At 66.7% G+C, this 20152-nt stretch carries 18 protein-coding genes and 1 pseudogene; 6 read left to right on the plus strand and 13 right to left on the minus strand.

The genetic code is table 11. The features are described from left to right. Nucleotides 1-3 precede the first annotated feature (3 nt). From BN3906_RS09460 to BN3906_RS09470, 3 genes are all read left to right on the plus strand, one after another. On the plus strand, nt 4-915 hold the full coding sequence (locus BN3906_RS09460; protein WP_261796947.1) for a class I SAM-dependent methyltransferase: 912 nt from the start codon (nt 4-6) through the stop codon (nt 913-915). A gap of 174 nt (nt 916-1089) precedes the next feature. Next, on the plus strand, nt 1090-1662 hold the full coding sequence (locus tag BN3906_RS09465; RefSeq protein WP_066589685.1) for a hypothetical protein: 573 nt from the start codon (nt 1090-1092) through the stop codon (nt 1660-1662). Between the two features lie 179 nt (nt 1663-1841). Next, nucleotides 1842-2840, plus strand: a complete 999-nt coding sequence (locus BN3906_RS09470) for an isopenicillin N synthase family dioxygenase (RefSeq protein WP_066587612.1) — start codon at nt 1842-1844, stop codon at nt 2838-2840. Nucleotides 2841-2917: 77 nt separating this feature from the next. Here BN3906_RS09470 and BN3906_RS09475 read toward each other — a convergent pair whose 3' ends face one another. Then, nucleotides 2918-3256, minus strand: coding sequence for a thiamine-binding protein (locus tag BN3906_RS09475; protein WP_066587614.1), 339 nt, complete (start codon nt 3254-3256; stop codon nt 2918-2920). A 33-nt stretch (nt 3257-3289) separates the two neighbouring features. Beyond that, nucleotides 3290-4456: an aminotransferase class V-fold PLP-dependent enzyme gene (locus tag BN3906_RS09480; RefSeq protein WP_066589686.1), complete on the minus strand. Its 1167-nt coding sequence runs from the start codon at nt 4454-4456 to the stop codon at nt 3290-3292. A 122-nt stretch (nt 4457-4578) separates the two neighbouring features. On the opposite strand from BN3906_RS09480, the gene BN3906_RS09485 reads away from it, so the two are divergent. After that, a complete protein-coding gene (locus BN3906_RS09485) occupies nt 4579-5463 on the plus strand; it encodes a GDSL-type esterase/lipase family protein (protein ID WP_066587616.1) in 885 nt (294 codons plus the stop codon). A 90-nt stretch (nt 5464-5553) separates the two neighbouring features. Here the strand turns inward: BN3906_RS09485 and BN3906_RS09490 are convergent, their stop codons facing one another. Continuing rightward, nucleotides 5554-5880 carry a hypothetical protein gene (locus BN3906_RS09490; protein WP_147592901.1) on the minus strand — a complete coding sequence of 109 codons (327 nt, stop codon included), beginning with the start codon at nt 5878-5880 and terminating at the stop codon, nt 5554-5556. A gap of 915 nt (nt 5881-6795) precedes the next feature. Beyond that, nucleotides 6796-9207 (minus strand): excinuclease ABC subunit UvrA, encoded by a 2412-nt coding sequence (locus BN3906_RS09495; protein ID WP_261796948.1) that lies wholly within the window; start codon nt 9205-9207, stop codon nt 6796-6798. Between the two features lie 99 nt (nt 9208-9306). Between BN3906_RS09495 and BN3906_RS09500 the strand changes: the two genes are divergently transcribed. Next, nucleotides 9307-10164, plus strand: a complete 858-nt coding sequence (locus BN3906_RS09500) for a helix-turn-helix transcriptional regulator (RefSeq protein WP_066587630.1) — start codon at nt 9307-9309, stop codon at nt 10162-10164. Nucleotides 10165-10223: 59 nt separating this feature from the next. Here the strand turns inward: BN3906_RS09500 and BN3906_RS09505 are convergent, their stop codons facing one another. From BN3906_RS09505 to BN3906_RS09515, 3 genes are read right to left on the minus strand one after another with little or no spacing between them, the layout of a single operon-like run. Further along, on the minus strand, nt 10224-10409 hold the full coding sequence (locus BN3906_RS09505; RefSeq protein WP_066587633.1) for a hypothetical protein: 186 nt from the start codon (nt 10407-10409) through the stop codon (nt 10224-10226). 24 nt (nt 10410-10433) lie between these two features. After that, complete coding sequence (locus BN3906_RS09510; protein WP_066589689.1) at nt 10434-11117, minus strand: YceI family protein; 684 nt, start codon at nt 11115-11117, stop codon at nt 10434-10436. Between the two features lie 56 nt (nt 11118-11173). Beyond that, nucleotides 11174-11548: a hypothetical protein gene (locus BN3906_RS09515; protein ID WP_066587639.1), complete on the minus strand. Its 375-nt coding sequence runs from the start codon at nt 11546-11548 to the stop codon at nt 11174-11176. A 44-nt stretch (nt 11549-11592) separates the two neighbouring features. Between BN3906_RS09515 and BN3906_RS09520 the strand changes: the two genes are divergently transcribed. Then, complete coding sequence (locus BN3906_RS09520; protein ID WP_066587654.1) at nt 11593-11964, plus strand: RNA polymerase-binding protein RbpA; 372 nt, start codon at nt 11593-11595, stop codon at nt 11962-11964. Between the two features lie 123 nt (nt 11965-12087). Here BN3906_RS09520 and BN3906_RS09525 read toward each other — a convergent pair whose 3' ends face one another. From BN3906_RS09525 to BN3906_RS09550, 6 genes and pseudogenes are all read right to left on the minus strand, one after another. Then, nucleotides 12088-12861 carry a polyprenol monophosphomannose synthase gene (locus BN3906_RS09525; protein ID WP_066587655.1) on the minus strand — a complete coding sequence of 258 codons (774 nt, stop codon included), beginning with the start codon at nt 12859-12861 and terminating at the stop codon, nt 12088-12090. 3 nt (nt 12862-12864) lie between these two features. Then, nucleotides 12865-14523 carry an apolipoprotein N-acyltransferase gene (lnt, locus tag BN3906_RS09530; RefSeq protein ID WP_315969042.1) on the minus strand — a complete coding sequence of 553 codons (1659 nt, stop codon included), beginning with the start codon at nt 14521-14523 and terminating at the stop codon, nt 12865-12867. Continuing rightward, complete coding sequence (locus BN3906_RS09535) at nt 14520-15071, minus strand: FxsA family protein (protein WP_078057483.1); 552 nt, start codon at nt 15069-15071, stop codon at nt 14520-14522. The genes lnt and BN3906_RS09535 overlap by 4 nt, the downstream gene beginning before the upstream one ends. 38 nt (nt 15072-15109) lie before the next feature. Next, nucleotides 15110-15841, minus strand: a complete 732-nt coding sequence (locus tag BN3906_RS09540; protein WP_066587658.1) for an SDR family NAD(P)-dependent oxidoreductase — start codon at nt 15839-15841, stop codon at nt 15110-15112. Beyond that, nucleotides 15838-17084 (minus strand): annotated as a pseudogene (locus tag BN3906_RS09545) (M24 family metallopeptidase). The gene BN3906_RS09540 and the pseudogene BN3906_RS09545 overlap by 4 nt, the downstream one beginning before the upstream one ends. Before the next feature lie 17 nt (nt 17085-17101). Further along, nucleotides 17102-19831 carry a DEAD/DEAH box helicase gene (locus tag BN3906_RS09550; protein ID WP_261796949.1) on the minus strand — a complete coding sequence of 910 codons (2730 nt, stop codon included), beginning with the start codon at nt 19829-19831 and terminating at the stop codon, nt 17102-17104. Nucleotides 19832-20152 lie beyond the last annotated feature (321 nt).

The following is a 20152-nucleotide window of genomic DNA, read 5'->3' on the forward strand; positions in this document are numbered from 1 at the left end:
CCGTTGACGTACATCCCGCTTGACGGCAAGTCCGACCGTGGCTTCCGGGGCGGCCCGTACGGCTACACGCACGGCCACGGAGAGGCGGTGCTGCGCAGTCACTCCCGGCGCACGGCGGCCGGTTCCCTGGCTTATGTGCTGCCGTATCTCACCGCCGGCTCCAGCGTTCTCGATGTCGGGTGCGGGCCAGGCTCGGTCACCCTCGACCTTGCTGGGGTGGTCGCCGGGCTCGGTGGTGCCGCGTCCCAGGTCACGGGGGTGGAGAACACTCCGGTACCGCTGAGGGCAGCAGTCGCGGCCGCCGCGGCCCGGGGGCTCGGGGCCCGGTTCATGCAGGGTGACGTCTACCACCTGCCCTTTGCTGCGGGGAGTTTCGACGTCGTCGTGGCGCACCAGGTGTTCCAGCATCTCACCGACCCCGTGGCCGCGATGAGGGAGTGTCTCCGCGTCACTGCCCCCGGCGGTGTTGTCGCGGTGCGGGACGCCGACTATTCGGCGATGTCCTGGTACCCGGAGCTCCCGGGGATGTCGGAATGGTCACGCGGATACCGTGCGGCCGCACGGGCCGACGGAGCAGAACCGGACGGGGGACGCCACCTTCTGCGGTGGGCGCTGGAGACCGGCTGCGATCTACGTGAACTCACCTACACCGTGTCGACCTGGGTCTATTCGCATGCCCCGGGCGGCAGCTCCGCCGAAGAGTTCGCCGCCGACTGGTCCGACCGGGTCAGGGAGGACCGTTTCCGTCGACAGCTCGCGCGGGTGCAGCACTCCGGTGACGGGGACTGTGGCGGGGACTGTGACGGGGACGTGGATGCCGCAGTGGAGAGAATCTGTGAGGGGTGGAGACTGTGGGCGGACGACCCCTCCGCCGTGTTCGTCATGCCCCACGGAGAGCTCCTGGTCCGTCGCTGACACTCGCGCGCAGCTGTCCCGGGTGCAGGTCACGGGCGGTCAGCTGCGGTAGTCCGCGGCGTCCTTCCAGGTTGCGGTGATGTTGCTGCGGTAGTGTGCCCGGTATCCTGTGGGTGTACGGGCCTGCAGTGTCCGAACCGTTCCGACCCCGATCCGATGGAGAGCGACGTCCCGATGAGTAACCAGTACCCCTACGGCAATGACGGTTACGACGACCGGACCCGGCAGTACCGCCGCGAGGACTACCCGCAGTCCGGTTACCGGGATCCCGGCTACCGGCAGGGAGGATACGGCGACCCCGGGTACTCCGACGGCTATGAGGCGCAGGGGCCCACCCTCATCGCCGGCAAGTTCGAGGCGAAGAAGGTGACGGTGAACCTGGTGCTGCTGGGCATTCTCGCCGCCATTGTGACCTTCGCAGTCGTTCTGGTTGCCGACCAGTTGATTTCAGTGGTCACCGATGACGTGGCCCAGGGGCCGGGGGCGGCGGTCCTGCACGGTGTGGTGTCCGGGATCGTCGGCGTCCTTGCCGGTCTCCTGTACATCCCGGTCTCCGGCACGGGCAATGAGGGACTGTTCAATGCGGCGATCATCGCACTGACGGTGGCTGCGGCCGTGTTCTACGTCATTTTCGGCGGACTGCTCGACGGTGACTGGCAGACACTGCTGTCACTGGCGGCCATCCTGTGCGCCGGGATCACCGCGTACACCGCTCCCAGCAGGATCGAGAACGCCAGGGTCCGCTGAGCGGACGGTCCGGCAGGGTCCGCTGAGCGGACGGTCCGGCAGGGTCCGCTGAGCGGACGGTCGGGAGGGGAGCTCAATTTGCCCGGGAGCAGGGGTGGGTGTGAGGGGCACCACTGTCCATTGAGGATGATCTGAGTAGTATGACCGGCAAATATTGCACCTCAGAAAGGTAGTTCTGAATGCCCGTCACACCTGATATCCCACTCATCGACGTTTCAGTATGGCGTTCCGGGGACGCCGGGCAGAAGGCGGAGCTGGCCGAACGCCTTGACCGTGCCATGAAAGACTCGGGGTTCTTTCTCGTCACCGGTCACGGCATCGATCCGGAGCTGTCGACACGGCTCCGCGCCGCGGCGCGGACGTTCTTCCACCTGCCCGACGAGGTCAAGGAACAGTACCGGACCGGGGTCGGCGGTCGTGGCTGGATCCGTAACGGTGACGAGGCGAACTCCTACTACGGGGAGGCCGTGGATCCGGACAAGGCCGACCTCAAGGAGACCCTCACCTTCGGACGTGACCATCTCACCGGAGATCCTGCGGTGGACGCGGAATTCTTCCGTCCCAACGTCTACCCGCAGGAGGTCCCCGAGCTCCGTGACCTCGTCCTGACATGGATCGGGCAGGGAAGGGCCCTGTACACCGACCTGTTGGAGATGTTGGCGGCCGCCCTCGGGCTCGACGAGAACTACTTTGTCGACAGGGCGTCCGATTCCCCCAACACCTTCAACATCAACAGGTATCCGGCACTGTCCGTGGTCGGCAGGGCGAAGCAGGGACAGTACCGCATCGCCCCACACACCGACTGGGGGCTGGTGACCATTCTCGACAGGCAGCCGGGGTACGGAGGACTGGAGGTTCAGACTCTCGACGGGGAATGGGCACCGGCGCCGTACGTTGAAGGCGCGATGACCATCAACATCGCAGACCTGCTGGCCCGGTGGACGGGGGACAGGTGGAGGTCCACCAGGCACCGGGTGCTGGCCCCGCCGGAGGAGGCCCCGCAGGAGGAGCTCTACAGCATCATCCTGTTCTGTGAACCGGACATGGACCAGATCGTCGAGCCTTTCGCGCCGCCGGTCGGCGGGGGAGTCCACTACGAGCCCGTCCGGGCCGCCGACTACTTCACCGAGCGGAACAGTGCAGCTTCCGTCAACGGGGACGGCCTCGTGACGAAGTGACCGGAGAGCCGTGTGACACGGGGTCCGGGACGCCACGACCGGGTCAGGCCGCCACTACCGGGGCTCTTGAGACCCTGTCAGGATGCGTGATCGCCGGATCCGGCGTCCCGGTCGCTGTCCCGGATCGCACGGTTGAGTCGTTCGACCTTGCCGGTGATCTCACCGGACCTGCCGGGCCTCAGATCTGCCTTCAGTACCAGGGACACCCGGGGAGAAACCTCCGCGACAGCCTCGCACGCCCGTCTGATCACCGGCATCACCTCGTCCCAGTCACCCTCGACCGTGGTGAACATCGACGAAGTTTCCTGGGGCAGACCGGACTCCCGGACAACCTTGACGGCACGGGCAACCACCTCCGACATTGATCCGTCGGGGTCAGGGGTGGTGGCAGGGGAGATGGAGAACGAGAACAGCACGGCAGTTCCTTTCCGGCAGTCGGTTACACGTGTTCAGCCGGCGGTACCGGAGCGGTCAGCTGCGGCGGTGGCGGGTGTGAGCTTGTCCAGACCCTTGCGGAGGCGCTCGACCGTACCGTCGATGTCTCGGAGCTTGTCGATACCGAACAGGCCGAGACGGAAAGTGCGGAAGTCCGGGCGCTCACCGCACTGCAGCGGAACGCCGGACGCCACCTGAATCCCGACTCTCCTGAAAGCGGCACCGGACGCGATGTCAGGGTCCCCGGTGTAGGACACCACGACACTGGGGGCGGCATACGCGTCGGCGACGATGGAGATGAAACCCCGGTCTGCGAGCAGCGAGCGAACTCTGCCACCGAGTTCAGTCTGGGCGTCCTTCAACCTGTCCAGACCGAAGTCCCGCGCCTCGGTCATGAGGGCAGCATTGTGTGCGAGGCTGTCAGTCGGCATCGTGGCATGGTAGGGGGTCGAACCGTCGACATAGGCGTCGGCGATGCTCAACCACTTTTTCAGGTCCATGGCGAAGCTGGTGGACGTGGTGGACTCCACAGCCTTACGCCCGGCCTCGCTGAGCATGACGTACCCTGCGCACGGTGTGCCGCTCCACCCCTTCTGCGGCGCACTGACCAGGACGTCCACGCCGGTCCGGTCCATGGAGACCCACGAGCACCCCGAGGCCACGCAGTCGAGGACGAACAGGGCGCCGACCTCGTGCGCGGCGTCCCCCAGTCCACGCAGATACTCCTCGGGAAGCTGCAGACCTGCGGCAGTCTCCACGTGCGGGGCAATGACAACCCCGGGCCGCTGCGACCGGATCGTCGCAGTCACCTCGTCGAGCGGGGCAGGTACCCAGGGAGCCGTCGTGGCGTCAGCGGTCTGACGGGCCGTGAGCACCGTGACATCGTCGGTGACGCGGCCGGCGTCGATGATCTGGGACCACCGGTAGGAGAACAGGCCGTTGCGTACTATGAGGGTCTTACGCCCGGTCACCAGCTGACGGGCGACGGCCTCCATTCCGTACGAGCCCCCACCCGGGACAACAGCGACGGCGGAGGCGTCGTACGCCTCGCGCAGAACCGAGATGATGTCCTGCATGACGCCGACGAACCGTTCCGACATGTGGTTGAGGGACCTGTCGGTGAACACCACCGAGTACTCCAGAAGTCCGTCAGGGTCGATATCGTCGTGGGGAAGTGTCATGACCACTATTCTGGCACAGCCCCGCCTGTGCCACCCGGCCAGCCGGAGCTTGGTGACATGAAGTTTCACTGTGCTACCATTCTTCAGGTTCACTACTCATCCGTACAGAAAGTGCCCGAACTTTGCGATCTGAAGCTCCCCGCCACAGCCGTCGTCGCCGCGGAACGCGTGCCCTTCTCTCACTCGCCGCGATCGCGGGAATTGCCGGCGGTGCCGCCGCCGCAGTGGCTCCCAGCGCCACCGCTCAGCCGGGCAACATCGTCACTTTCGGGGATTCCTTCTCCGCCAACCCGGACCAGGTCCAGAACACCCTCCGCGGTGTGCCCGGCGTTTCCGAGGTGCTCGGGCCCTACCCGAGTACGGCCGGGTGCCTGCAGGCTCCGGACAACTGGCCGCACCTGCTGGGGGAGAAGACCAGAAAAACTGTCGACGACTGGTCCTGCACCGCGCAGACGTCACGCAGCATGCTGGGGAGAGTCGACGGAGCACTCGCCGCCGGCGTGATCCGCAACGACTCCACAGTCGTCATGGCCATCGGGATGAACAACTTCGGTGGCTTCGGTGTTCTCGACGGGGTGAACATCCTCGACCCCGCGAACATCCGCGACAACTACATCGCCGACATCAGGACTGCAGCTGACAGAATCCGTACCAAGGCGCCTGACGCCAAGATCGTGATCTCCGGTGCACTGCCCACAGTCGACCGGGACACCATGGTCTTCTGCCCGGTCAACGTTGTCCCGGACCACCCGGCCGGAATCCCCGTGCCGCTGCTGCGGGACATCGAGAACTGGAACCGCGAGAACCAGATCGCGGCCGCACAGGCTGCCAAAGGGACCTACGTCGAAATGATCGACACCTCCCGTGGCCATGACACTTGCGCCCCTGACCAGGAAAGATATGTGGCCGGAGTTGTAGACACGACAACCCCGAACTACCACATGATCTTCCACCCGTCACTGAAGGGTTCCCAGCACATGGCTGACGTCCTCAGCTCAGTGGTCTGACACAGGGTAGTGCCCGGCAGGCTTCAGAGTTGAGCCGGGTGGTGCACGGATGTTTTTCGGGGGTCAGGGGCAGAGGGGGCTTCGGGGGGGTCAGTGACCGGGGCCGGAGGAACCCGCCTCCCGGCGACGCTGTGGGCTCCTGCGCCCGGATCCGCCAGCCCCGGTGATCCGTAGGAACAGGACCACAACGGTCGCTGAGACCAGCAGTGCCGCTGCCTGAACCCACTCGGATTCATCCGCGGTCACGGTGTACAGGACCATCACGGTGGCGAACACCGTCAGTAGTGCGCAGGCTCCCATACCTCCCGTGAACTTCCTGACACGTGGAATCGTGATCATGTCGACGTCAGTGGTGGGTACATCGGCCGGTCCGGTGATCGGTTCAGTCTTCGGTCCGGTGATCGGTTCATCAGTCACGGTGCCGTCCTGGGGATACGTCCTCGGGTTCAGAACACTGCAGGTCCTTTTCCTGCGATGCTGTCCGTCTGCCGCCACGCTACGTGCATGTGTTCCGGCGGTGCAACCGGGGCCGGCACGTGTCCGGCCGGCAGATCGGTGGCTGCCGGTTCTCACCGGGCCGCTCCGGTTGCCGTCACTGGTCGTCGCGATCCGTCTTCTGTTACCTGAGCTGTCACCTGACCGGCGAGGTCGGGGAGTGTCTGACGCTGATCGGCGATGAGCATGTTGCCACAGGCGGTGTGGGAGCGATGGTCGCTGCGGGCTACTACTACACGTCGAAATGTCATAATGTATATTATCGGCTAACCGGGGATGTGGGGTGGTGGACGTCCTTGCCTGGCTGTGACCCCAGGCTGTGACCTCAGGTTGCGACACTGTGACGGAGCCGGTGCCGCACCCCCGGTGTTCCGCTGACCGGTGTCAGTTGTGCCTGCGTCACGACAGCACCACTTGTGGTGGGATTCTGTCCGCGGCTTGTGTCGGGCGTCCGCGGGCTATGTCGACATCGGAGTCTTTGTCGACATAACCCGCGGTCATCTGTCACAACCCGCGGACGCTCCGGTTGGCATATGTTTCGTGGGGCTTCTCGGATGCGGACCTCATGATGCGGACCTCACCCTGCCTGATACGCCAGATTCGGCGGTCCTGCGTCCGGTGCCCGGCCACGAGACTGCGGCCCTCATGAGGTCCCGGTGGCTGAGGGTGTCGCTGAGGGTGCCGCTGAGTCTGGTGTGGCGTCAAACTCACAGTGGCCGGGGCATCTGCTCCGGATACCCCTGGTACGGGGAAAACCCTCTCCGGAAGCTCTGAGCCATGCCCGGTCCAGGTGAGAACCCACAACCCACTTACGTCACAGTGACGAAAATGATGATGTCAGCCACCCATGCCATTCAAGTACTCCGACAAACAGAGCCCGGTCAACGTACCGGATATCGACAGATCGGCCGGAGTCCCTTCGAAGACTACACGTCCACCTTCCGTCCCCGCCCCCGGGCCGATGTCGATGACATGGTCGGCACGTGCGACCGCCCGGAGACTGTGCTCGATGACGATGACTGTTCCGCCTGCCTCCACGAGGTCGTCGAAGACGGTGAGCAACAGATCGACGTCGCTGGCGTTCAGTCCTGTCATGGGTTCGTCGAGGATGATCTTCACCGGCTTCGTGGCACCGCTTCCGCCACTTCCGCCACTTCCGCTACTTCCGCCACTACCACCGTCGACGACAGCCTCCGCCAGATGCCGCGCCAACAACAGTCGCTGCCGCTCTCCACCGGACAGTCCGTCGACGGTCCGGCCCACGGCCAGGTAACCGAGTCCGACCCGGCACACCCACCGCAGACGCGCGGCGTCCTTCTCCCCCAGCAGGTCAGCGACAGCTGCTGCGCTCATTCCACCCACATCAGCCACGGTCAGTCCCTCCACCGTCGTCGCCAGCGCCCGGTCGTTGAAACCGGTACCGCCGCACGCCTCGCACCGGACCCGCAGGTCATCCATGAACGCCAGATCCGTACGCACCTCACCGCTGCCGTGGCAGTCCGGGCACGCCCCCTGCGAATTCCGGGAGAACCACGCCGCAGGCCCACCCGAGGACGCCGCGAACAGTGATCTCACGGCGTCCGCCACGCCCGTCACCGTCAGCAGATCCGAACGCCGCCCACCGCGCAGAGGTTCCTGGCCCACGACCGTGAAATCCGGGAACGCGGCGGGAAAATCCACTGTGAACAGGCTGGATTTCCCGCTGCCCGCAACCCCCGTCACCACAGTCAGAACACCCTCGGGCACCGTGACCGAAACATCGCGGAGGTTGTTGCTCCGGGCATGGGCCAGTGGCAGCGCACCTGAGGGGGTCCGCACCCGGGACCGCACCACAGCCGGGTCCGGTGACGGCATCGATGCAGCCGGCCCGCAGTAGGTCACGCGGCCACCGGAGCTCCCCGCGCCCGGACCGGTGACCACGACATGGTCGGCTGCGGCAATGACATCCGGACTGTGGTCGATGACCAGGACCGTGTTCCCACGGTCCCTCAGTTCGCCCAGCAGCCCCGTCAGACGGCGGACGTCATGAGGGTGCAGGCCTGCGGAGGGTTCGTCGAAGATGTAGGTCACCTCCGTCAGCGGGCTGCCGAGATGCCGGACCGTCCTGATCCGCCGGGCTTCACCGCCGGACAGTGTCGGAGTCGGACGGTCGAGGGTGAGATAGCCAAGACCCACGGTGAGCAGGGCGTCCACACGGCGTGAGATCTCCGCGGTCAGGGGTGCAGCCGCCTCGCCGAGTTCCTCGTCCGCGCGGTCGAGAAGTCCGTGGAGCCGGTCGACCGGGATCGCACACCACTGTGCGATGGACTCACCACACAGGAGACTGGCTCTTGCTGCGGCGTTGAGGCCGGCCCCGGAGCACTCCGGACATGTCGTCCGGCTCACCACCGCGTCCAGTCCCGCCCGCTCGGCGGCGCTGAGCCGGGTGGGCGTCCGCCGCAGGTAGCTGTCACGGATCCTGGGGACGACACCGTCGAACCGCCCGTGGGCGGGATAGCCCGGCAAAGGACTCTCCAGCTGCAGGTCGCGGGCGTGGAGCAGCAGGTCACGGGTGTGGGAGGGTAGTTCACCCCAGGGGACGCCGGGATCGCAGAGTCCGGAGGTGACCAGTCTTCTCCACCGGTACGTCCCGGGCGCGAAGGTGGGGAACTGTACCGCTCCTGCGTCCAGTGACCTTGAGGGGTCGACCAGGGCGTCCTCGTCGATGACGGTCACGGTCGCCAGTCCCTCACAACGCGGGCACATGCCGGACGGATCATTGCGCGAGTACGCGGGCGAGAATCCTGCGGAAGGTGAGGCGAAGCGGGAGAAGAGCATGCGCAGTGGCACGGCCAGGTCAACGGCGGTCGCCACCGTGGAACGGGCGTTACCGGTGAGTCTTCTCTGGTCGACGACACTGGTGAAGGTCAGACCGTCGATCCGGTCGACGTCCGCCGGTGGGAACCGGGCCATTCGAGTACGCACGAAACTGGGGAAGTCGGCGGCGGTGGCCCGTTGCGCTTCCGCGGCGACAGTGTCGATCACCAGGGAGGTTTTCCCCGATCCGGAGACTCCGGTGACCACCGTGACCGCGTGCGCAGGGAAATGGACGTCGATGTCGCGGAGGTTCCGGGTCCGTGCCCCCGAGACGGTGATCCCCGGAGGGGGTGAAGGTTGCAGGGCTGAGCGGGAAGAGTGCGAGCCGGGAGACGCCGAAGACGCAGGAGACGCAGGAGACATGGAGGACGCAGAAGAGGTGCCGGTTCTCATGGTCAGACACGGTACGGTGAAATGCGGCAGGAAAGTGGCCTCGTCTCCTGGCAGGTCGAACCGCCACCACCCCACCCACCCCGTGAAGGACGCTCACCGGTGACCCGGACAACACGACTTTTCAGACTGCTCGACCTTCTGGCCGGTGGGACCCCCTGGTCGACGGACCGGTTGTGCACACTGCTCGACGTCCCTGCCCGGACGCTGCGGCGCGACATCGCCGAGCTCAGGGAGGTCGGGTACGACATCGTCGGAGTACCCGGACCCGGCGGACACTACCGGCTTTCCGCGGACAGCCGACTCCACGGCGCTCCTCCCCCCGTCCGTCCGACCCGGCACGGCACGGCAACCGACGCCACGTGGGCAGGCTCTCCCGCCACCTCCGACGCCGTGGAGGTCGACACCAGGGTCCCCGGAGTGCCCGACAGCCGGCTCGCCGTCCTCACCGCAGCAGCCGAGGAACACCATGAGGTGACCTTCACCCACAGGGGCAGGGACGCCACCTCCGCCAGAACTGTGGAACCCGTCCGGCTCGTGCTCCTCGACGGCCGGTGGTACCTGCACGGATGGGACCGCGACCGCAGGGACTGGCGGACATTCCGCATCGACCGGATCGACGACGTCACCGTCACCGGCAACCGCTTCATCCCTGCCCCGCTGCCCGGGAAGGACGCCACCGGCCTGCTGCGTGAGAGATTCAGGGGCCGGCGCACGGTAGAGGTGGTCCTGGACCTGTCCGCGGACCCGGTCACCGCCGCAGCGCGGCTCCACCGGGTCGACGGCACCCTGGAGGCACTCGAGGGTGGACGGGGCACCCGCTACACCGCGCTCGTGGACTCCTACGAGTGGCTCCTGACGGTCCTCCTTCTCAGCGACGTCGATTTCACCGTGGTCGGACCGGCAGGCTTCAGGAGCGCTGTGGCGGCAGTCGCGGAACGGTTCGGACGTGCCCTGTGAACTGTGGCGGCGAAGTTCCGGAGGCCCGGGCACCCTCCTGCCGCTCCCCGGCCCTCCTCCTATTTCAGGTACTTCTCGTCGTGGTACAGCTTCCACAGCTGCCAGCCGGTGAACCCGAGGAACAGGACACACACGGCGACGCACACCAGCGGCACCCAGCCGTCGAGGAAGAGCAGTACGACGATGAAAGCGAGAAGTGTCACCAGCCGTATCCAACGGGTGGTGACCATGACAGTGCGGTCCACGGGTAACTCCTGTTTCCGGTACGGCTAGCTGAGGGCGAGGACGAGCAGCAGGTCGATGGTACCGTCGTCGGCGATCTGGGAGGCGACGAACTGCGGCGACTGGAGCCCGAAATCCTTGCGCACGACCGGGAGTTTACCCTCGACGATGACGTTCTCCCCGGTCCTCAGAACCTTGAGGTCGGCCGACACCTGTCTCGTCTCACCGTGGAGGGTGAGGTCACCGGTGAGCTTCACCGTGGCCGCGGTCCCGTCGTCCGGCAGTGCGGAAAGGTCTGCCGGTTTCGTGACCTCGAACACGGCGTCCGGGTACAGGTCGGTCTGGAGGATGTGCCGCCGGACGTTGATGTCGCGCTTCTCGATGTCGGAGCCGATGGAGTTGACGTCGACGGTGACGGTGCCCTCGGTGAGGGTGCCGTCGTTGACGATGAGGTCGCCGGTGACGCCCTCCCCGCGTCCGGAAGTGGTCTTGGCCTGACCCGGCAGAACCTCATCGAAGGTGTAGCCGGCCTGGGACCGGTTCGCACCCACCCCGGGGATCACCGACCAGTGACCGTCGACTCCCACGCTCGCGGGCTCCCCTGATCCGTCGGCGATGGACGCAGTCTGCAGTCCGTGACTGGTGATGAGCCGGTACACCGGGGGTGCGACCAACCCGACAGCCATGGCGATGACTGCGACGACGAACAGCGTGACAAGTCCCTTACGCATGCCGACCATGTTATCCGGCACCGGCCCCCGGACCCGCATCGGTCCATAAAGACCGGTTATCGCTCATCGACCCGGCCCCGGATCTTCTCCGCTGCCCGGGCGAGGTCGACCAGCTCACGGCACAGCGCACCGACGGATTCGGCGTCCTCCCCCGCCGCGACGGCCTCCGCGACATCCTCGGCACTGCAGCGCAGCTCGAACAGTCTGTCGGTGAGCTCCTCGGCCGCCGCGCGCGGCAGAATGAGAGCGTCGGCGGGGACAGAAGTTCCTGCCAGGTCCCGTCGCTGCTCATACGCCCGCTGCCGGCAGGAGTGACCGCAGTAGCGGCGGCGGCGGCCGCTGCCGGACTGGGTGACTTCCCTGCCGCACCATGCACAGTGGGTGACCTGTTCTGAGCTGCGGTGGGAAGGATCGGGAATGTGGGGTAACATTATGGGGTTGACAATACGCGAGAGACCGGAAGGATGATGCAGCGATGGCAGATCGCGTTCTCCGCGGAAGCAGGATGGGCGCCGTCTCCTATGAGACGGACCGTGACCATGACCTGGCACCCCGAAACGTGGCGAAGTACCGGACCGAATCGGGGGAGATCTTCGAGGTCCCCTTCGCCGATGACGCCGAACTCCCGAACGAGTGGCTGTGCAAGAACGGCCAGGTGGGAAAACTGCTTGAAGGTGAAGGACAGGAGTCCAAGCCCGTCAAGCCCCCGCGTACCCACTGGGACATGCTGCGCGAGCGCCGTTCCATCGAGGAACTCGACGTACTCCTCGAGGAGCGCATCGAGCTTCTCCGCAAGCGCCGGCGAAACGCGATGAAGCTTCTCAAGGAACAGGAGTCCCAGTCGTAGACCGGCCCTGTCAGCGGAGCTCCTGAGGTCTCCGCGGGCCGGAGCCGGCAACGTCAGCCTGTTCCGGTGGCCGGCCGGACCGCCCTGCGGGACCCCGGCGGCTGCTAACTGAAACTGCCGGCTCTACCGGCCGAACCGGCGCCGCAGGGACGCCGTCAGCTTTCCGAGCTGTTCGAGGCGGTGCCGGAGACCCCATCTGGTGACCTCGAGGAGACTGTCCTTGACGAAGCTCCCGTCAAGCTTCGATTCGCCGATCACCCTCTCCGTGAAAGTGATCGGTACCTCGCGGATGTCTGCCCCGGCCTGCACGGCCCGCCATGCCAGATCAACCTGGAAGATGTACCCCGCACCCGAGAGTTCGTCCAGGTCGAACTGCTCCAGAAGTTCCCGACGGTACGCCCGGTAGCCGGCGGTCATGTCCGACAGTCCGGCTCCCAGGGCCAGGGAGATGTACATGTTGCCGCCCTTGGACAGCAGCCACCGGTACCAGGGCCAGTTCACGGTGCGGCCACCACGGACGTACCTGGCGCCGATGACGAGGTCCGCTCCCCTGTCGATCTGGTCGAGCAGGAGGTGCAGCTGCTCGGGGGCGTGGGAGCCGTCGGCGTCCATCTCGCAGATGACCTCGTACCCCTTCTCCAGGCCCCACCTGAACCCCGCGACATAGGCACCGCAGAGACCACCCTTGCCGGCCCGGTGGATCACGTGGACGTGTCCGTCCTCGGCAGCCAGTTCGTCGGCGAGGTCCCCGGTCCCGTCGGGACTGTTGTCGTCGACGACGAGGATGTCGACCCTCTCCGGTTCAGCGGTCCGGACCCTGCCCGTGATCAGGGGCAGATTCTCCTTCTCGTTGAAGGTCGGGATGATGACGAGGGTTCTGTCGCTGGGATGTGCCACTGCTTACCTCTGTTTGGTCGGACGGACAGTTCGGGTCGGTCGTGCGGGACGGGCGGTTTCCACAGTGCGGCCGGAGCGGCCGGAGCGGGCAGCCACGAAGGCGTACACCACTGCTGCGGAGCCGAGGGCGGCGAACACCCACTCCGCCACCGGCCCGACACGTGCGGACAACGTCACAGTATCCCGCACGGGGACATCCGCCTGCAAAATGCCTTGCCGGAAAATCTCCGTACGTTGGCTGACCGAACCGTCCGGTTCGACGATCGCGGAGACCCCTGAGGTCGCCGCGACGACCACGGCACGGTCGTACTCGATCGCCCGCATACGGTTGATCGCCAACTGTTGGTAGGTCATGTCCGTGAAACCGAAGGTCGCATTGTTGGTGGGACTGGTGAACACCGTCGCACCGTTGCGCACGGCGTCGCGGTAGGCCCCGTCGAAGGACACTTCGTAGCAGGTGGCCACGGCCAGGGTCTGCCCCGCGGCGTCCACCGTGTTGTCGCCGGTTCCCGGGAGGAAGTTCCCCGCCATGTCGACATAGGGGCTGACATGCCTCAGCAGGTCGCGGAACGGCATGTACTCGCCGAACGGCTGGAGGTACTTCTTGACGTGCTGCTGGCCGGGGCCGTTCTGCGGATCCCACACGATCACCACGTTCCGGTCCCCCTCCTCGTCGCGGGTCACCGCCCCGACGAGGACCGGCGCACCGATCTGAGCGGCCGCGTCCTGGATGCGGACGTAGGCGTCAGGGTTACGGTAGGGGTCGACATCGGAGGCGTTCTCCGGCCAGACCACCAGGTCGGGGCGTGTCCGTTGGCCGTTCCTGACCTCGGCGGCGAGCTGCTCGGTCGCACGTACGTGATTGTCCAGGACGGCCTCGCGCTGGGCGTTGAAGTCCAGCCCCAGACGGGGGACATTGCCCTGCACGGCGGCGACGTTGAGGGTGGGACTGTCATCACCGGAGGACCACACCGGAGAGACCACAGGAATCAGTAGACCGCCGATGAGGGCCAGAGCGACCGGGACGGCGCCACTGACCCACCGCCGGTGCGCCAGCAGGCTCAGTGCGAAACCGGTGAGCACGACTGCGAACCCGACCAGAGCGGGACCCGCGACACTGATCCACTGTGCCAGCGGTCCCCCCAGCTGACCCCAGGCCAGACGGGCCCAGCCGAACCCGCCGAACGGCCAGTTGGCGCGCAGCCACTCCACTGCGACATACCAGGCGGGCACGGCCAGCAGGAGCAGCGGATGACGGTGCCAGTGGCGCAGGAGGTACGCCAGTCCGGCGCCGAAGAGCAGGCAGTACAGGGATTCGACCAGTGACAGACCGATCCAGGCGATCGCGCCGACGTACTCCCCCACCCACGGCAGCAGGAACAGGTAGCAGGTCAGTCCCTGGACCCAGGTCAACCACAGGATCCACCGGGTGGGGTGCCGCGTGGCGGAGCCGGTAGGACCGGCGCCGTCGGTGACACGGTAGACGGCGAGGAAGAGGACGCCGAATCCGAGCGGTGCCGCCCACCACAGCCCCGTGGGCTGGTAGGAGGCGAACTGGGCGACCCCGGCGAAGGCTGCTGCAGCAGTCAGTGCGGCGAATCTCAGGGCAGGCTTCGCCGCCCCTGCCGGCTCAGACGATCCGCCTCGGCCGGAACGGGTCACCGGGGGTCACCGGCGTCCCCGGTGGTACCGGAACCGTGACCTCCCGGAGGATCCTCCCGGTCACGTACCGTACCGCCGTCACCGGCCTCCCCGGCGCGGTGGTCGATGACCTCTCCCCAGCCGGCGTCGCCGTCATTTCGGCCCCTGCCTGTGAAGATCCCGGTCCCGGAACCGGCGAACCGTTGACCGACGGAGATGACGCGAAGTCCCAGACTACGACCGAGACGTGAAGCGATGACCGTTCTCACCGGAGGCACTGCCACCACGAGACCGATGATGAACGTGGCTATCCCGGGAATGACGAGAAGAAGGCAGGCGAGCAGCGTCACCGCGGCTTCTGCCGTGAAAGTGTCGGTCTTCGCCGGATCGGAGCGCTGGGAGGGGATACGGCTCCGCATTCTGCGGAGCAGGGCCCTGGCGATGAGGAACCCGATGACCGGTGTGAGCAGGAGCGCCGGGAAGACCCAGCCGAACCCCACCCATCGTCCGAGGAGAACGAGAGTGACGATTTCGACGGCCGGATAGACCAGGAACAGGAGGCGGAGCATGCGGACCACTGTACCGGCCGCACCGGACAGGTACGGTGTCACCGTGGTGCGAGCCGCCACAGAAAACGCGGCACCAGTCGCATGACCCGGGCCAGCAGTCCCAGCGACCGGGGCACCCACACATCGGTAGTCCCCTTCTGCAGCGCCCTGACCACGGCATCCGCCACCACGTCCGGTGTCGTCGACAACGGTGCCGGCTCCATCCCCCCGGTCATCCGGCCGATGACGAACCCCGGCCGTATGACCGTCAACCGCACTCCGGTGCCACGCAGGGCGTCCTGCATGCCCTGGCAGAACCCGTCCAGCCCGGCCTTCGCCGAACCGTAGACATAGTTCGGACGCCTCACCCGCGCCCCGGCAATCGACGAGAACGCCACCAGGTCGCCCCTCCCCCTGGCCCTCATCCGTTCCGACAGCTCGGTGAGCAGCACCGCCTGCGCCGTGAAATCCGTGTGGAGCACACGTGCCACTTCGCGACCGTCGCGCTCAGCCAGCTCCTGGTCCCCGAGGACACCGAAAGCGGCCACTGCCGTGTCTATCGCGCCGCGGGACTCGATGTCCCCGATCACGGACGCCTGCGCCTCCACATCGTCGGCGTCGAAGAAGACAGATTCGACGACAGCAGCTCCTGCCGTACGGCAGGCGTCCCCGAGAGCGGTCAACGACTCAGGCCGCCGGGCGGCGAGCACGATCTCATTGCCCGGTGCGAGACGGGTGATGATCTCTCCGCCGATCTCGCTGCTCGCCCCGAACAGGACGATGCGGCTCATGACCCCTCCCCTGCACCTGCTGCGACCAGGTCGCGGGTCGTGACATTCAACGGTTCGCAGCCGTCAGCGGTGAGCACCACGATGTCCTCGATCCTGGCACCCCAGTCGCCCGGCACGTAGATCCCCGGCTCGACAGAGAAGGTCATGCCCTCCTCCAGTGTGAGTTCATTGCCGGCGATGATGAACGGTTCCTCATGACCTGACAGGCCGATGCCGTGGCCGGTGCGGTGGGTGTAGAACCTGCCGTAGCCGGCGTCGACGATGATGTCGCGGACGATCGTGTCCAGTGCACCGGCGGTGATGCCGGGCTTCGCGGCGTCCAGCCCGGCCTGCTGTGCCCGGCGCAGGACGCGGTACGTCTCTTATACACATTTAGATGGGGATAAGAGAGAGCAGATCGGAAGAGAACACGGCTGAACTCCAGACACAGCCCGGCCTGCTGTGCCCGGCGCAGGACGCGGTACGCCTCCGCCTGGTCCGGGCGGGCGGCGTCCACCGGGCCGACGATATAGGTACGGGTGCAGTCCGAGTGGTATCCGGAGTCCAGTGTGCCTCCGATGTCGATGACGACAATGTCACCTTCTTCCAGGATCCGGTCGGAGTAGTCGTGGTGCGGGTCTGCGCCGTGCGGGCCAGAGCCGACGATGATGAAGTCCACGGCCACATGTCCGGCCAGGATGAGCTTCTCCAGATCACCGGCGACCTCCCGCTCGGTGCGGCCGGCGCGCAGCAGACCGGGGACCTGACGGTGCACCTCATCGATGGCGGCCCCGGCCCGACGCAGCTCCGCGATCTCGGACGCGTCCTTGACCATGAACACGTCCCGCAGTACCGCGGTGGCGTTGACCGTTCTCAGACCGCGGGCCTGGAGGTTCAGCAGGTGATTGGCGGGCATCTCGCCGGAGACCGCGACTGTGGCGTCTGCGGCGTGCCTGTGAAGGTCTCCGACGGCGAGCTCGAGTGCATCCTGACCGTCGGTCCACGGCACGACCTGTACCCCGGCCTGTCCGGCGATCCCGTCGCGCAGTGCCCCGGCGTCCACGGCGGGCACCACGATGCGGCGGGTGGTCGGGGTGATGACGAGGGCTGAGAATCGCTCGTGGGTGTCGATGTCGCTGGCCAGCAGGAACCGTAGGTCGGCACCGGGGGTGAGTACCGCGGCGTCGATGTGCTGCTGCCCGAGCAGCGCTGCGACGGCGTCGAGACGTGCGGTGTAGGTGGAAAGTGGGAACGGGACAGTCATGGTCCCCCACTCTACGACTACGACGTAGCTCCGAGCTCCACCACGCCACGCCGGATCGCGGGAACCGCTCTGCGTGCGGCGGCTCTCACGGAGTCTGCGTAGCCGGTCCGTTTCACCTGCTCCAGCAGGTCGATCACCCGGGTACACCAGCGTACGAAATCCCCCGGGGTGAGCTGTGAGCCGGCGGCCTCAGCCGCCCGCAGACAGTAGTCCAGCGGGGCACCTGAGGTCCACTGGTGTACGGCGGTGGCGAAACCTGTCTGCGGTTCGCGGGTCAACGGCAGTCCGTGCCGGGTCTCGTCGCTGGTCAGCTCACCGTGGATGCGTCCCACCGCGGATATCGCGGTGGCCAGGGATTCTGTCGGCACCTCGGTGATGTGCCGTCCGGTGGTCTCACGACGGTTCTCGAAGACGACGGTCGAGGCCACTGCCGCGAGTTCCGCCGGATCGAGATCGTCCCACACTCCTCGTCGCAGACACTGGGCGACCAGCAGATCCGATTCGTGGTGGATCCGGGACAGGCGCTCTCCCTCCGTCGTGACCTGCAGGTTCTCCCTCAAGGGATCACCGGCGTACTCCACGTAGTCCAGTTCCACCAACAGGTCGAGAATGTGGTCGAAGGTCGCTGACAGGGTCTCTGAATCCGGGGTCACCGCCTCCAGCTCCCGGTCCAGGGTCCGGCGGGCGGCGACGACCCGCTCGGCCGGGCGCACCAGATCCTCCCGGTTACGCAGCGAGTGCACCGGGTGCATGTGCACCTTCTCCCGCAGAACCGCCGCCTCGCGTGATGAGCCGCCGCCGGCCTTCATCTTCAACTTCCGTGGCCTGTCGACCCGCTGACGCCGCAGATTGGACGCCACCGCCCGGGCGTTGCGCTTCGGTGAGCGTCCCGCGTTCCTGTGCAGCTTCATGTGACCGACCGGCACCGGCACATTGCCGAAGGACTCCGGGGCGACCGGACCGCACCAGCCGTCCTCCACGACGATCCACGGCCGTGGGTGCCTGTGGTCGGAGTCTGACCGTACGACCACCGCGACGTCCGGGTTGTTGCCGGTGGGCAGGGCGATGATGTCGCCCACACTCAGCGACGACAGCAGGTTGGAGATCTCCTTCTCCCGCTGGCTGCCGGAATCGAGTTTCGACTTCCGCTCCGCCAGTGCCAGGTCACGGCGCAGGGCGGCGTACTCGATGACGTCCCGGGACGTCAGGTCCGTGTGCTGTGACCGCAGCTGCCCTGCCAGGTCCTTCTCCAGGCCGGCGAGGTCACGGCGTCTGCGCGTCATCCGGGAGGCCTGTTCCACCACGTGTGCGGCAGCCTGGTACTGGGCGAAGGAGCGGTCCAGAAGCTGCTGGGCTGCGTCGTATCCCCGGGTGGCGATGAGGTTGACGGCCATGTTGTAGCCGGGTCGGAAGGTGGAGTCCAGGGGGTAGGTCCGGGTCCCGGCGAGCTGTGCCACGGCGTGAGGGTCCAGTCCCCTGGACCACAGGACGACCGCATTGCCCCGGGTGTCGATGCCGCGGCGTCCCGCCCTTCCGGTGAGCTGCGTGTACTGCCCCGGGGTGAGCTCGACGTGCGATTCGCCGTTGTACTTCACGAGCTTCTCGAGCACCACTGACCGGGCGGGCATGTTGATGCCCAGTGCGAGCGTCTCCGTGGCGAAACAGGCTTTCAGCAGGCCCCTGCTGAACAGGTCCTCGACAATGTGGCGGAATGCGGGCAGCATGCCGGCATGGTGGGCGGCGTAGCCGTTGCCCAGCGCCCGACGCCACTGGCGGAAGCCGAGGACGCCGAGATCGCCGGTGGGGATGTCCCGGACCCCGTCGTCGACGGTGCGTAGGATGGCGTCCCGGTCGGCGTCGGTGGTGAGGCGTACGCGGTCGACGAGGAGCTGACGGACCGCTCCGTCACAACCGGCGCGGGAGAAGATGAAGTAGATCGCCGGCAGCATTCCGGCGGCCCCCATCCGGGCGATGACGTCGGTGCGTTTCGGTCCCGTGCGTCTGCCCTTCTCCTCCGCGCGCGCCGCTGCGGCGAGGACGGCCCTGTTGGCTTCCTCGGGGTGACCGGGGTCGTTGAGGGGAAGGATCTGCCGGTCGACCATCATGAACTGGTCGAGAGGGACCGGACGGTGGGTCGTGATGATGATGTCGGTGTCACCGCGGACCGTGGTCAGCCAGCCTCCGAACTCCTCCGCATTGCTCACCGTCGCCGACAGGCTCACCAGGACGACGGAGGGGTCGAGGTTGAGGATGACCTCCTCCCATACCGGCCCGCGGGAAGGGTCGGCGAGGAAGTGGACCTCGTCCATCACGACGTGGGTGAGGTTGTCGAGCCGTTCGGAGCCTGCGTAGATCATGTTGCGCAGCACCTCGGTGGTCATGACGATGACGGGCGCGTCACCGTTGACGCTGGTGTCTCCTGTGAGCAGGCCGACCTTCTCCGGTCCGTACCGCGCGACAAGGTCGTGGTACTTCTGGTTGCTCAGTGCCTTGATCGGGGTGGTGTAGAAGCACACCCCGCCACGTTGGAGGGCGAGGTGGACGGCGAACTCCCCGACCACGGTCTTCCCCGCCCCGGTGGGGGCGCACACCAGGACCCCTCGTCCGGCGGCGACCGCACAGGCGCCACGGAGCTGGAAGTCGTCGAGGGGGAACGGATACTGCGTGATGAAGGACGCCACGGCTTCGGGAAGTACCGCCGGGACCCCTGCTGCGGTGGAGTTGTCCACCGGGTCAGAGGATGTCATCGAGATTTCCGGACGTGTAGCTGTTCCCGCTGTTGCCGTGGGGGCCGGACTGACCGGACCGGGCGGGCGCGGTCCCCGGGGTGTCCCGGAACCGTTCGTGCTGCGCGGCATGCACAGGCCGGGGGGGTTCGAGCGGGGCCGGGGGTTCGGGCCCGTCGCCCGGGGCGGCGGGTGGTTTTTTTACATCCCTCGGCTGGGATTAGAGTTAGGCCCCCACCGCCCTCAAACAACATTGCCCCGGGGTACCTGAGGCTCACCTGGGCACGGCGGGTGGGGCACACTTTTGCCGGTCTCTGGGCCACCGCTCTCTGTGCCGGGGGG

The organism is Corynebacterium provencense, assembly GCA_900049755.1.
Taxonomy (GTDB): domain Bacteria; phylum Actinomycetota; class Actinomycetes; order Mycobacteriales; family Mycobacteriaceae; genus Corynebacterium; species Corynebacterium neomassiliense.

What these genes read in the sequence shown, in the direction of transcription:
- BN3906_RS09515 (WP_066587639.1), bottom strand. Translation starts at nt 11,548, where the DNA reads ATGTTACCCCACATTCCCGATCCTTCCCACCGCAGCTCAGAACAGGTC.
- BN3906_RS09550 (WP_261796949.1), bottom strand. Translation starts at nt 19,831, where the DNA reads ATGACATCCTCTGACCCGGTGGACAACTCCACCGCAGCAGGGGTCCCG.
- BN3906_RS09470 (WP_066587612.1), top strand. Translation starts at nt 1,842, where the DNA reads ATGCCCGTCACACCTGATATCCCACTCATCGACGTTTCAGTATGGCGT.
- BN3906_RS09510 (WP_066589689.1), bottom strand. Translation starts at nt 11,117, where the DNA reads ATGCGTAAGGGACTTGTCACGCTGTTCGTCGTCGCAGTCATCGCCATG.
- BN3906_RS09535 (WP_078057483.1), bottom strand. Translation starts at nt 15,071, where the DNA reads ATGCTCCGCCTCCTGTTCCTGGTCTATCCGGCCGTCGAAATCGTCACT.
- BN3906_RS09480 (WP_066589686.1), bottom strand. Translation starts at nt 4,456, where the DNA reads ATGACACTTCCCCACGACGATATCGACCCTGACGGACTTCTGGAGTAC.
- BN3906_RS09465 (WP_066589685.1), top strand. Translation starts at nt 1,090, where the DNA reads ATGAGTAACCAGTACCCCTACGGCAATGACGGTTACGACGACCGGACC.
- BN3906_RS09520 (WP_066587654.1), top strand. Translation starts at nt 11,593, where the DNA reads ATGGCAGATCGCGTTCTCCGCGGAAGCAGGATGGGCGCCGTCTCCTAT.
- BN3906_RS09540 (WP_066587658.1), bottom strand. Translation starts at nt 15,841, where the DNA reads ATGAGCCGCATCGTCCTGTTCGGGGCGAGCAGCGAGATCGGCGGAGAG.
- BN3906_RS09495 (WP_261796948.1), bottom strand. Translation starts at nt 9,207, where the DNA reads ATGAGAACCGGCACCTCTTCTGCGTCCTCCATGTCTCCTGCGTCTCCT.